The sequence below is a fragment of the Catalinimonas alkaloidigena genome (genome assembly GCF_900100765.1).
In the GTDB taxonomy this organism is placed as follows: Bacteria; Bacteroidota; Bacteroidia; order Cytophagales; family Flexibacteraceae; genus Mooreia; species Mooreia alkaloidigena.
Window position 1 is genome coordinate 213218 of the sequence record NZ_FNFO01000005.1, and the last position, 13419, is coordinate 226636.

Sequence of the window (13419 nt, forward strand, 5' to 3'; positions counted from 1 at the left end):
ATGCTACAACTTGATAAAAATCCGTTTCTGGTAAAGCCAGTAACAGATGTACCACAGGACCATCAGCGTCGCCAGGGAGGTGACGATCCATTGCAGCGGCTCCGGGAAGCCGAGGAAGCCGGTCAGGCCGTTCGTGAAGATGCCCACCGTTTGGTTGAGCCACTGGTGCCCGAGGGTTTCGAAGAGGAGGTAGATGAAGATGGGGTTCATCCCCACAATGATGAAGAAGCGAATCCAGTTCGTTTCCGAGGCGCCCTCCCCCTTCCGTACGTCGATCAACGCGTAACAGAACGCCATGAGGGCGAAGACCCAGCCGCCCGACGCCAGGACAAACCCGGCGGTGCAGATCCGTTTGATGATCGGCGAAACGCCGGTCCAGTCCAGCGCGTAGCCCAGCACCAGCCCGACCGCCGCGGCGATCAACAGGAGTTTGATTTTTTCATTTGCAGCGCGGTCGGAGGCCAGCCATTTCCCGGCCACCACGCCCCAGATCGTGTGCGCCGCCGTGGGCAGGAAGTTGATGGCGATCCAGTGGCCGTCGTTGATCTTGCCCATCAGCACCAAATCCATCCACGTGCCGAAGCTGTGGTCGGGCACGAACGGCTGGTTGAAGCCTTCGAGCGGAAAGAAGCGGTAGAGCACATCGGTCAGTAGAATCAGCACAAACGAGACGATCAGTTGCATCCGCACCGACTGGCGAATCAGCGCAAAGGCGACGATCAGCGTGACCGACAGTTGCGAGAGCACGTTCCAGAGTTCCCACACCAGTTCGCCCGCGTAGACGCAGTGCAGTCCCACGCCGCACGCCAGCAGTTTTAAGCTACGCACGAGCGTATGCCGCCAGAGGTCCCCGAAGCTTTCGCCGCGGGCCAGTCGCTTTTGCGTGGAAAAGTAGAGCGACGTGCCCGCGATCAGCATGAACGACGGCTGTACCAGATCCCAGAAGTGAAGTCCCTCCCACGGCACGTGGAAAAACTGTTCGACCAGCCCGGCCCAGAAGCCCGTTTCACCGGTGACATCGTACAGCCGTTCGTAGAGGAGCGTGCTTTCGGCGGCCAGCAGAAACATGATCACCCCGCGCATAAAATCGATCGACACCACACGCCCCGAGGCGGTGCTGGGCTTGTCGCGGTAGACGGGTGGTTTTTCGGACGCGAGGGTGGTAGAAGCGGGTGTGGAGACAGACATAGGCAGGCAAGGATCGGGATTCCAAATATGGAAAAATCCCCGTGGAAAGCCACCAAACCGCCGCTTCGGGAACGGTCAACAATTTGCACAACCGTTTGTGCATCCGGTGCAATCGGTTGTGCAGTTTGCGAACCCCCTCCCCTGCTGCCGCCGCGTTGACTCGTAGTTTATCGCCCGTCTATATTTGATTCCAACCCTTCGAGAGCGCCGAGGCACCACGCTGCCTCCCGATTCGTCAGCCTCCGGCCTGCGAGCGCCGTGCTTTTCCAAGTGTCTGTTTCTTTTTACGCGATTCCTTAACCACTCCCTGGCTCTATGAAAAACCGCTTACGTTATTCTCTTCTCTTCCTGTGGATGCTGCCGCTGGCCTTCGCCCACGCCCAGACCGTGGTGTCGGGGCAGGTGACCGACTCGGAAAACAACCAGGGCATTCCCGGGGTGAACGTGCTGATCAAAGGCACCTCGAACGGGACCATCACCGATCTGGACGGCCACTACCAACTGACGGCCTCGTCGGAAGACGACGTGCTGGTCTTCAGCTTTATCGGGTACGAGAGCCAGGAAGTCCGCATCGGCAACCAGAGCACGCTCAACGTGGCGCTCGACCCGTCCCTGACGTCGCTCAACGAGGTGATCATCGTCGGGTACGACGACAAAAAAGAGAGCGAACTGACCAGTTCGGTGACGACCGTTTCGGCACGGCAACTGAAAGACGTGACGACCAACAACGTCGGCAGCATGTTGCAAGGTAAAGTGGCCGGGTTGCAGGTGGTGAACAGTTCGGGCGTACCGGGGGCGGCTCCGGAAATTCGACTGCGGGGTGTTTCGTCGATCAATGCGTCGCAAAGCCCGCTGTTTGTGGTGGACGGCATCATCGGCGGGAACTACGACCCGAACGACGTGGAGAGCATCACGGTGCTGAAAGACGCCGCGGCCACGGCCATGTACGGCTCGCAGGCCAACGCGGGCGTGATCATCGTAACGACCAAACGGGCCGCTGCTGGAAAAACCCGCTTCGACGGGAAAGTCACCGTGGGCGTGCGGACGCCTTATTTCGGGACGATGGAGATGATGAACGGCAGCCAGCTCTACAACTACCAGAAGGAATTTTACCGCGATTACAACACGGCCGTCACCGACAACTCCTACAAAATCGACCTTCTCAAATTTTACAGCGAACGCCCCCGCACGCTCCGCGATCAGGATTTCGACTGGCTGCGGACCATCTTCGGGCCCGCTCCGGTGCAGAACTACTACTTCTCGGCCTCCGGCAACACCGAAAAGCACGATTACTACGTGGGGATGTCGTACTACCGCGAAAAAGGGACGTTCCTCAACACCGATTACCAGCGCCTGAACCTGCGCGGCAATTCGACTTACCACTTTTCCGACGCCATTAGCCTCACCAACAACGTGAACGTGAGCGCCAACCTGGGCAAGAGCTACGACTACATGGACATCTACTATGCCTACCTGAACCTGCCGTGGGACAACCCTTACGACAGCCTGGGCCACCCGGTGTACGTCGACGGCAACTCGTCGTTCCGCTGGTGGTCGCGCGACAAGGTGAACCCGCTGCACACGATCAACAACTCGACGCATACCTACAAGGGCGGGGACGTTAACTACGACCTCAACCTGAACGTCGACATCACCCCGTGGCTGACGTTCGCCAGCACCAACCGGGCGGCGATTGGTTTCAGCAAAGGCCACAACTTCTTCTCGCCGCTGGTGGCGGGGCAATACCACGGCACCGGCTACCTGGCCGAAGACGTCTCGCTCAACTACGGCGGCGTGTCCAACCAACTCCTGAAATTCAATTTCCAGCTGGGGGATCATAACCTGAACGGGCTGGCGGGCGTCGCCTTCCAGGGCGGGCGGTACGAAACGCTGGGCCTGGCGGGCCGGGGCCTGCCCCAGGGGCTGCAAACGCCGAACGTGATTTCGAGCAACCAGGTGGTGAGCGGCAATTACCAGAAAGACATTTTGCAGTCGTTCATCTCGCAGGTCAACTACATGTATCAGGAAAAGTACTTCCTGACCGGCTCGTACCGGATCGACGGTTCGTCGGCCTTCCCGCCCACCAACCGGTCGGCCGGATTCCCGGCGGTATCGGCCGCGTGGCTGATGAGTAAGGAAGCGTTTCTGCAAAACAGCAACCTGATCGACAACCTGAAGCTGCGCCTCAGCTACGGCGTAACCGGCACGCAGGACATCGGCGCGTCGCGGTACCTCGGTTTGTTCGCGCTGACCAGTCAGTACAATTCGATGGTGGGCGCCATTCCGCTGCAGTTGCCCAGCCCCAACCTGACCTGGGAAAGCAAGTACCAGTGGAACGCCGGGATCGACCTGGGCTTGGCGCGACGCGTCAGCCTGACGGCCGACGTCTACCACAACGCGACCCGCAACCTGCTGCTGCAAGTCTCGCAACCGCTCTCGGTCGGGTTTGAGCAACGCTGGGACAACGTGGGCGAGGTGATCAACAAGGGCGTGGAACTGGGGCTGGCCGTGACGCCGGTGCAGACGCCCGCGTTTGCGTGGAATGCCGACTTCAACATCAACGTCAACAGCAACCGCCTGCAAGGGCTGCCGAGCGACATCATCCGGACCGGTTCGTGGGGCATTTCGCAGATTTACCGCAACGGCGGCAACCTTTACGAATTCTACATTCCGAAGTGGCTGGGCGTCGATTCCCAAACGGGCGCGCCGTTGTGGGAGGAAGTGCTGACCGACGAAGCGGGCAACGTGACGGGTCGCCAGCCGACCTCCGATTACGCAAAAGCCACGCCGCAGGAAGTGGGCTCGGCCCTGCCGAAGTTCCAGGGTGGGTTCAACAACACGTTTAGTTACAAAGGGCTTTCGCTGCGCGTCAATACCTATTTCCTCTCGGGCAACAAGGTGTTCAGCAACAACCTGCGCTTCGTGCTGAACGACGGCCACGAGCCCTACTACAACCAGATGGTGCTGCCGGAAGGACGCAGCATCTGGACCCAACCCGGCGACCAGGCGACCGAACCCAGCCCGCAGAACGCGGCCAACTCGACCGAAACGTCGTCGCGTTACCTGATGGACGGCAGCTACTTCACGATTCGTAACGTGGCGCTGTCGTACGAAATCCCCAAAGCTTTTGTCGAGCGCCTGAAGCTGCAATCGCTGGTGGTGTCGCTCACGGCCGACAACGTCTATACCTTCACGAACTTTGTCGGACAGGACCCGCAGACGACCATCACGCCGAATGTTTACACCACGCCGGGCGTCTCGGATTTCAAGTATCCGAACAACCAGCAGTTTCTGTTCAATCTTCTCTTCAGCTTCTAACCGGACCCGACCATGCGCTATCCTAAATATTCTCTTGTTTTTCTCCTCAGTGGCCTGTGTACGCTCGGCAGTTGCGACCTGAACGTGGAACCGTCGGATGCCATCACGACCGCCTCGCTGCCCAATACGTCGGACGGGCTGCAAAATGCCCTGAACGGTGCCTACGCGCTGTTCAAAGACCACATCGCCTTCAACGGCACCCAGGACGATAACCTGATGTACCTGCGGCAGTACTACCAGTTGTCGGACTTTGCGAGCGACGACATTGTTTGCGGACAGGTCACGACCGATCCGCTCTACTACAGCTTCACGCTGAACCACACCGCTACGCAAACCAACACGCGCTACTTCTGGTACGTGTCCTACAAGATCATCAACGGCGTCAACACCGTGCTCGACGCCGCCGAGCGCGTGGAAAACCCCGACGCGGCCACGCAACAATTGGTCGGTGAGTGCTACTTTCTGCGCGCCCTGGCCCACTTCAACCTCGTGCGGATTTACGGTCGGCCTTACAGCCACGACCCGAACGCACCGGGCGTCATCATCCGCCAGTCGCTGGCCGACGAAGCCCAGGAAGCCCGTGCCACGGTTGGCGAAGTGTACGACGCCATCATCGCCGACGCTGAAAAAGGGGCCGAACTGATGAATCAGCCGAGGGGCGTGCAATACGGCTCGAAAGAGGCCGCCTGGGCGCTGCTGTCGCGGGTCAATCTGTACAAAGAAGATAACCAAAAGGCCCTCGAGTACGCCGACAAGGTCATCAACTCCGGGCGGTTCAACCTGACCACGGCCGCCACCTATCCGTCTCTCTTCGCCAACGCCGTTTCGGGCAGCGAAACCATCTTCTGCGTGGCCTTTACGCAAATCGACAACTACGGCAAGTTCGGTTCCATCGCCTCCATGATCTTCTCGGACGGCAACTCCGGCTGGGGCGAAGAGTTTGCGTCGGCTTCGTTGCGGGAGGTGATGAGCGCGCACCCCGAAGACGTCCGCTGGTCGTACATCGTGCCGGACACCAACGACGCCGGGGACGTGCAGAAACTCAACGGCATTGAGAAGTACTACATCTCCAAGTTCTCGTTTCAGGACGGCTTGCCCAACCTGAGTTCGCCGATTCTGTTTCGCCTGGCCGAAATGTACCTGAACCGTGCCGAAGCCAAAGCCAAACTGGGCGACACCAACGGCGCACTCGACGACGTCGACCAGATCCGCCAGAACCGGGGGCTGGACGGCGCACTCTACGCCCAGCAACTCCCGGCGGGCATGACCGCCCTCGACGTGGTGTTGCAGGAACGGCGGATGGAACTGGCGTTTGAAGGGCACCGCAACTTCGACGTATACCGCAACAAGCGCGACCTCAACCGGGCTTACTGGGGCTACCACCTGACGGGGCTACAGGAATCGGACATTGACCTGTCGACCGAGCCGGGCAACTACCCGAATCTGACGACCAGTTGGGAGAGTCCGCGCATCATCTACTACATCCCCGTCGACGAGGTGTTGTCCAACCCCGAATGCCAGCAGAATCCGTAAGTCCCTCACCTTTTTCCTACAACAACATGAAACGCATCTTACCTTATATTCTCTTGCTGGTTCCTGCGGCCGTTTTGGTGCAGGGCTGCTCCCAAGACGAAGCCGCCCCCGATCCGGACATTTTCTACCAGGTAGCGACCAACGGCATGGAGGTCACGTTCACGAACGAAACCACCGGCGCCACGGCCTACGAATGGGATTTCGGCGATGGCGAGACGTCGACCGAGGCCAGCCCCACCCACACCTATCCGGGCAAAGGCAAGTACGTGGTCACGCTGTACGCCACCGCTTCCGACGGCCACCGGGTGGAAGGCTCCACGATCCTGCGGCTGTCGAAAAACTCGCCGGTCAAGCTGACCGACAACTCGCTCGACGACTGGAACGACGTCGCGACCGTTACGCTCGAAGGCTCGGCCGAAACCGGTGTGTTCAAACGCGCCAAGGTCGACTACGACAGCGAGAAGATTTACTTCTACCTTGAAATGACCTCGAAGGCCGAAAACGGCGATATTTTCGACTTCTACCTCGACACCGACAACAACGCCAGCACCGGGCTACTCACCTGGTACTTCCCCGAAGGAGCTTACGACGTGTTGCTGGAAGGTGCCGTACTCGGGGGCTGGTTCGACATGTTTTACCACGTGGGCGAACAAACTGCCTTCTCGTTCGAAGCGCAGTCGGTTCCCGATTTTTATCAGCTCGGCACGGTCCAACAGGAAGGCAACCTGTTGCGGATGGAAATGGCCCTGGTTCGCTCCAAAATCAAAGGGCTAGCCGGCAACGCCCTGCGGTTCGGCATCGTGGCCACCAGCAACGACTGGTCGACCGAACTCGGGGTGTTGCCCACCAAGGCCACCAACGCGGTCATGCTCGACATGAGCGAGTAGATGAGTAGGCTGAAACCCTTCTCTAGCTTCAGCTTGTAGCTTCCCTGTGTTGATAGGATTCAGGCATAGCCTGAATCCAGTGGAGTGGGGTTTGAATTAAGCATCAGCCAACTCAATACCCTAATCACTCAGTCACCGATTCTCTAAATCACTAATCCTGTAGTAGTTGTTTGAGTGATAGAAGGAAGCCGGGAGGACATTGGCTACCCCCCGCGGGGATCTTTCCGGCTTTCCTTTTCTTCCCCCCTCTACCCCATGCATAAACTTGTTCTGAGTGTGGCGCTATTCGGCATGGTCGCCTGCGCCAAAAATCCCGCTACCGACCCGACTCCGCAGCTAATCACCACGACCTATACGGAGAGCGACGAAGACTTTCCTAACCCGGAACGGGGTTTCTACCGCTACTCCGAAACCCACGTCGATGCCTACACCCCGCTCGATGCAACGGAACTGGCGTCGTACCGCCAGCCGCAAACGGTGAGCGGCGCGCGTTACAGCGTGCCCAGTACGCTGGTGTTTCGGTATTACGTACTCGACGGCTACACGGACCAACCGCTGCCAGCCGAGTTTCTGAGCCGGATGGAGACCGACTTTGCGGCCGTGCGGCAGGCGGGCGTCAAGCTGATTCCCCGGTTTGCCTACACCGTTGCCGCCCGGGCGGGCAACTGTCCCGAAGGCTTTGCCTGCCCACCCTACGGCGACGCGCCGAAAGAGGTCGTGCTGAACCACATTGCGCAACTCAAACCGGTGCTGCGCGCAAACAGCGACGTGATTGCCTGCCTGCAAATGGGCTTTATCGGCATCTGGGGCGAGAATTACTACACCGATTATTTCGGCGATCCCTCGACCAACGCAACGCAGGGCAAGTTTCTGGACGAGAACTGGCAGGATCGGACCGAAGTGCTCCAGGCCCTTCTCGACGCGCTGCCCGACGACCGGATGGTGCAGGTACGGACGCCACAGATGAAACAGCGGGCAGTATACGGCGTCAACGCGCCGGTCTCGGCGGCGGCACTCCAGGAATCGGAAGCGTTCGAAGCCACCGACAAAGCGAGGATCGGCTTTCACAACGACTGTTTTCAGGCCAGCGCTACCGACTACGGCACGTTTGAAGATTACGGCAACTCGTCGACGCCCCGCAAGGACGCCAACACCGCCCTGCGCAATTATGCCAAGATGGACAGCCGCTATACGGTGGTGGGCGGGGAAACGTGCAGCGATGCCTACAGTCCGCAGAACGACTGTGCCCCCGCCGGACAGGCCGAAGAGGCGTTTCGGGAGATGCACTACAGCTACCTCAATGCGGCTTACAACGTGGACGTCAATAACGATTGGGTCGACGGCGGTTGCATGGCCAGCATCCAGCGCAAGCTCGGCTACCGGCTGGTGCTGCGGGAAGCGACCCTGCCCGACCGCGTGGCGAAAGGCGACACGCTGGCCGTTTCGCTTGCGCTGGAAAACCTCGGGTACGCCTCGCCCTACAACCCGCGGCCGGTGCAGCTGGTCTTGCGTCAGGACGCCACGCAACAGCAATTTTCGTTTCCGTTCGCGACCGACATCCGTCGCTGGTTTACCGGGTCCGTTTCGCTCGATGCCTCGTTTATCGTCCCCGATACCCTCCCGGCCGGCGACTACGAAATGTTCTTACAGTTGCCCGACGCCGCCACCGATCTGGCTACCCGCCCGGAATACAGCATTCGCCTGGCCAACGAAAACGTCTGGGAAGCGGCTACCGGCTACAACGCCCTCCAGCACACGCTCACCGTAACGGAATGAAGACAGGGCGTAGGACAAAGAGCAGAGTGCTAAGGGCAGAGCGGGAGGCGTTGGGCGCTAAGCGTTAAGAGCTGCCGACTCAACGCTCGCCGTGCTCACCGCACGACGAGTTGGGGTTGCATGACGACTTCCTGACGCGTTTGCTGGTCGGGGTGTTCGATGGCTTCGATCAGGAGGCTGGCGGCTTTCTCGCCCATTTCGTAGGGAAATTGCTCGATGGAAGCAATGGGCGGGTGTTCGAGGTAAGAACAGAACGACAGATTGGAAAAACTGACGAAGAAGATATCCTCGTTGATGCGCAGTCCGCGCTGACGACAGACCTCCATCGCATCGAGGGCGATGTAGTCGTGAAAGGCCAGGATGGCCTGAGGCGGCTCGGGCAGGTCGAGCAGGGCCGCGGTTTTCTTGAGGGTATCTTCCCGGGTCAGGTTTAACCCGACGATGTAATGACGATTGACCGGAATTTCATGCTTCTGCAACGCCCGGGCGTAGCCGTTCAGCCGCTCGTCGGTGGCCTGGAGGGTCATGGGGCCGTTGAGCAACGCAATGTTGGTCAGCCCTTTCTGCACCAGGAAATCGACCGCTTCGAAGGCGCCGCTCGTGATGTCCGAATAGACGCAACTGCTGTGCAAACGCTTGATCACCCGGTCGAAATAGACAATCGGGATGCCGTGTTCGTTGGCCCGGTCAAAGTGCCGGTACGTGTGCGTACCCGATGCCACCGACACCACAATGCCGTCGACGCCGTGCCGGATGAGCGACCGGATGGCCGTCCGCTCCCGCTCGAAATCGTTCCGCGACTGCACCACCAACACGCTGTAGCCTTTGTCGATCGTGGCATCTTCGATGCCCGTAATCGCCAGCGAAAAGAACTGTTCCGTCAGGTACGGCAACACCACCCCAATGTTGAACGTCCGGCGCTTTTTGAGCGAAATGGCCGTGGAATTGGGAATGTAGTTCAGCCGTTCGGCCAGTTCCTGCACCTTTTCGCGCGTGCGCAGCCCGATCCGCGGGTGGTTTTGCAACGCCCGGGAAACGGTGGTAATCGAGATGCCCAACTGGCGGGCAATCTCTTTCATGGTCGTAGGAGAAGAGGGCATGAGGAGCGCTTCGGATTAACCTGCAATTTACGTCGCGTTAACCTGTAATTTACAAGATATGTTGAAATGGCCCTGCGATCGGCGCTTTGCACAAGTTGCACAACCGTTTGTGCGTCGTGCGCAACCGATTAAGCAGCGTTTCCCGTTGCCGCCCCCCCGGCGACGAATTGATTAAACCTACGACAGATCGTTACTTTGACCTAGAATTATGACGATGATCCTGACTCTGCTCTTTTCACAATTACGCTTGCTGCGTTCCGTACGCCCTTCCTTTGCCGTCTTATGCGCATGACCCCCTCTCCGCTTACCGTCTCGACGCCCGGACGGATCTGCCTCTTTGGCGAACACCAGGATTACCTGGGCCTGCCGGTGATTGCGGCGGCCATTTCGCGGCGCATCCGGATGACGGGCACACTGCGCCCCGACCGCCGGGTGGTGATCCAACTGCCCGACATCAACGCCCGCGAAACGTTCGAACTGGCCCCCACGCTGGCGTATGAAAAACCCCGCGACTATTTCCGCAGTGTGGTCAACATCCTGCAACGCGAAGGCGTCGCCATCGACCACGGCGTAGAAGTGACGGTGCGCGGCGACATTCCGATCAATTCGGGGACGTCGAGTTCGTCGGCGCTGCTGGTCACGTGGATTCATTTTCTGCTCCGTTGTTTCGACGGCACGCTGGCGCAATCGCCGGAGGCCATCGGCGACATGACCTACCGGGCGGAAGTGCTGGAATTCGGGGAACCGGGCGGAATGATGGACCACTACTCGACCGCGCTGGGCAACGTGATGTATTTCGAGTCGCAACCCACGATCCACATCGAGAAATTCCGGCCGAGTCTGGGCACGTTCGTGTTGGGCGATTCGCTGGAACCGAAAGATACGATCGGGATTCTGCGTCGGGTGAAGTACGGCATGCTCGAAGCCCTCCGGAAGATTCAGGCCTACGACCCGACGTTCGACCTGCACCACGCGCCCCAGGAAAGCGCCGCAGCGTACCGCACGATTCTGACGGCCGACGAGCTGCAACTGCTGCAAAGCAACCTGTCGGACCGCGACATTCTGCGCGACGCCAAACAGTTGCTGGAAAACGAAACCCTTTCCGACGAACGGCGCGGGCTGCACCTGGGTGCGTTGCTCAATCAGCACCAGGATAACCTGCGCGACGCCAAGCGCATTTCTACCCCGAAAATAGACGCCATGCTCGACGCCGCGCTTCGGGCCGGGGCGGTGGGCGGCAAAATCAACGGTTCGGGCGGCGGCGGCTGCATGTTTGCCTACGCCCCCGACCAGCCCGAAGTGGTGGCCGAAGCCGTAGAGCGGGCGGGCGGAAAGGCCTACATCGTGACCGTCGACGAAGGCACCCGCGTCGAATCTCCTACCGAAACCTTTGCCGTGAAATGAAACCACGAATCTTGATCCTTGCCGGGGGGGTGGCCTCCCGCATGAAAAAAGCCGCCGAAGTGCAGGACATCGACCAGCATCTGCTGGACCAGGCCGACACCGTCAACAAAGGCATGATCGGGCTCGGTTACGCCGGTCGCCCTTTTATCGACTATCTGCTCTACAACGCCTACAAGGCGGGCATGGAAGAGGTATTGCTGCTGTTGCATCCGCAGGACGACGTAACCCAGCCGTATTACGAACGCATGATGGCCGAAGGCAATGCCTGGGGCCTGCAAATCCGCTTCGCACGGCAGCACATCGCGCCCGACCGCGCCAAACCGGCCGGCACTGCCGACGCGGTCTACCAGGCGCTGCAACAGCACCCCGACTGGCATCAGGGCCGCCTGATTGTGTGCAACAGTGACAATCTTTATTCGATCGAAGCGATGCGGCAGCTCTGGGAGGGCGCGCACGCCAATGCCCTGATCGGCTACGACCGCGACGCCCTCGACTTTCCGGAGGAGCGCATCCGCGCCTTCGCCCTGATCAAAAAAAACAAGGACGGTTTTCTGGAAGAGATCACCGAAAAACCTTCGGACGATGAGGTGGCCGAGGCCGTGCGCACGTGGGGACGCGTGGAAGTGAGCATGAACATCTTCGTTATGGAAGCCGCCGCGATGCTCCCATATTTCGCGACGACGCCCTTCCATCCGGTGCGGAACGAAAAAGAGTTGCCCACGACCGTCAACCGATTTGTAAAAGAGCACCCGCTTTCGTTCTTTGTTGTTCCTCGGGCCGAAAAGGTGCCGGACCTGACCAGCAAGCAGGACATCCGCCTCGTACAGGATTACTTGTTCCACCATTACCAGGATTTTTCAGCATGAACTACCCCATTCAGCGGCGCGACTTTCTCCGTCAGTCTTCCGTTGCGGCCGCTGCCGCGGCCCTCTGGCCCCAGTCGCTCTACGCCCAACCCGACAAAAAAGTCCGTCTAGGCTTCATCGGCGTCGGTTTGCGTGGGCGCAACCACGTCCACAACGCCCTCGGCTTCGCAGACGTGGAAATCCCGGCCATCTGCGACGTTGATCCGGAAGCCATCGCCGCTACCCAGAAGCTGATTCGGGAATCGGGCCGGAAAGAAGCCGCGGCCTACGCCAAAGGCGACCACGATTTCGAGCGGATGCTGAAGCGCGACGACCTCGATGGGGTGATCATCGCGACGCCGTGGGAGTGGCACGTGCCGATGGCGGTCGCAACAATGAAAGCTGGGAAATACGCCGGGGTGGAAGTATCGGCCACGGTGACGCTACAGGAATCGTGGGATCTGGTCGATACCTACGAAAAAACCGGGGCGCACTGCATGATTCTGGAGAATGTCTGCTACCGTCGCGACGTGATGGCCGTGCTCAACATGGTGCGCCAGGGCCTGTTCGGCGAGCTGATTCACCTGCAATGCGGCTACCAGCACGACTTGCGGCCGGTCAAGTTCAACAACGGCAAACAGCCCTACGGAGGCGGCGTGGAATTCGGGGAGAAGGCGTTCAGCGAAGCCCGCTGGCGGACGCAACACTCGGTCGACCGGAACGGCGACCTGTACCCGACACACGGCCTGGGGCCCGTCGCGCAGATGATCGACATCAATCGGGGCAACCAGTTTTTGTACCTAACCTCGATGGCTACCAAAAGCCGGGGGCTGCACAAATACATCGTCGACAACGGCGGCCCGAACCATCCCAACGCCAAGGTGCAGTTCAAGCTGGGCGACGTGGTGCAGACCATGATCAAATGCGCCAACGGCGAAACCATCCTGATTACCCACGACACCAACTCGCCCCGCCCCTATTCGCTGGGCTTCCGGGTACAGGGCACGCAGGGCCTCTGGCTGGACGACGGCGACCAGATTTACATCGAAGGCACGACCCAGACCAACGACGAGTGGGAATCGGACGCGGCTTACATGAAAACGTACGACCACCCCTACTGGCAGGCGTCGGCGTCGGTGGCCGAAGGAGCCGGGCACGGCGGCATGGACTACTTCGTGATCCGCGATTTTATCAACGCCGTGAAGACCCAAACCGCCCCGCCGATCGACGTCTACGATGCGGCGGCCTGGTCGGCAATCAGCCCGCTTTCCGAGCAATCGATCGCTCAGGGATCGGCTCCAATCGAAATTCCTGACTTCACTCGTGGGAAATGGAAGTCAAACCGTCCTATCTTTGGGCTCTAATCCA

General features: G+C 59.7%; 9 protein-coding genes. 7 read left to right on the forward strand and 2 right to left on the reverse strand.

The window, feature by feature from the left end:
• Nucleotides 1-3 precede the first annotated feature (3 nt).
• Nucleotides 4-1188, reverse strand: a complete 1185-nt coding sequence (locus BLR44_RS14640; protein WP_245706071.1) for an acyltransferase family protein — start codon at nt 1186-1188, stop codon at nt 4-6.
• Between the two features lie 315 nt (nt 1189-1503).
• Here BLR44_RS14640 and BLR44_RS14645 point away from each other — a divergent pair, with 315 nt between their 5' ends.
• The 4 genes from BLR44_RS14645 to BLR44_RS14660 all read left to right on the forward strand — a co-directional run bounded on the left by BLR44_RS14645 (nt 1504) and on the right by BLR44_RS14660 (nt 8702).
• Nucleotides 1504-4506: a SusC/RagA family TonB-linked outer membrane protein gene (locus BLR44_RS14645; RefSeq protein WP_089683171.1), complete on the forward strand. Its 3003-nt coding sequence runs from the start codon at nt 1504-1506 to the stop codon at nt 4504-4506.
• A 12-nt stretch (nt 4507-4518) separates the two neighbouring features.
• Nucleotides 4519-6039: a RagB/SusD family nutrient uptake outer membrane protein gene (locus tag BLR44_RS14650; RefSeq protein WP_089683172.1), complete on the forward strand. Its 1521-nt coding sequence runs from the start codon at nt 4519-4521 to the stop codon at nt 6037-6039.
• A gap of 26 nt (nt 6040-6065) precedes the next feature.
• Nucleotides 6066-6926, forward strand: coding sequence for a PKD domain-containing protein (locus tag BLR44_RS29275; RefSeq protein ID WP_262482289.1), 861 nt, complete (start codon nt 6066-6068; stop codon nt 6924-6926).
• A 255-nt stretch (nt 6927-7181) separates the two neighbouring features.
• On the forward strand, nt 7182-8702 hold the full coding sequence (locus tag BLR44_RS14660) for a DUF4832 domain-containing protein (RefSeq protein ID WP_218127089.1): 1521 nt from the start codon (nt 7182-7184) through the stop codon (nt 8700-8702).
• Between the two features lie 95 nt (nt 8703-8797).
• Here BLR44_RS14660 and BLR44_RS14665 read toward each other — a convergent pair whose 3' ends face one another.
• Nucleotides 8798-9802 (reverse strand): LacI family DNA-binding transcriptional regulator, encoded by a 1005-nt coding sequence (locus BLR44_RS14665; protein ID WP_089683178.1) that lies wholly within the window; start codon nt 9800-9802, stop codon nt 8798-8800.
• A 288-nt stretch (nt 9803-10090) separates the two neighbouring features.
• On the opposite strand from BLR44_RS14665, the gene BLR44_RS14670 reads away from it, so the two are divergent.
• From BLR44_RS14670 to BLR44_RS14680, 3 genes are read left to right on the forward strand one after another with little or no spacing between them, the layout of a single operon-like run.
• Complete coding sequence (locus BLR44_RS14670) at nt 10091-11206, forward strand: mevalonate kinase family protein (protein WP_089683564.1); 1116 nt, start codon at nt 10091-10093, stop codon at nt 11204-11206.
• Nucleotides 11203-12072, forward strand: a complete 870-nt coding sequence (locus tag BLR44_RS14675) for a sugar phosphate nucleotidyltransferase (RefSeq protein WP_089683180.1) — start codon at nt 11203-11205, stop codon at nt 12070-12072. Before BLR44_RS14670 ends, BLR44_RS14675 begins: the two co-directional genes overlap by 4 nt.
• The gene (locus tag BLR44_RS14680; RefSeq protein ID WP_089683181.1) at nt 12069-13415 is read left to right on the forward strand and encodes a Gfo/Idh/MocA family protein; all 1347 of its coding nucleotides are present in this window, start codon (nt 12069-12071) and stop codon (nt 13413-13415) included. Before BLR44_RS14675 ends, BLR44_RS14680 begins: the two co-directional genes overlap by 4 nt.
• Nucleotides 13416-13419: the final 4 nt, after the last annotated feature.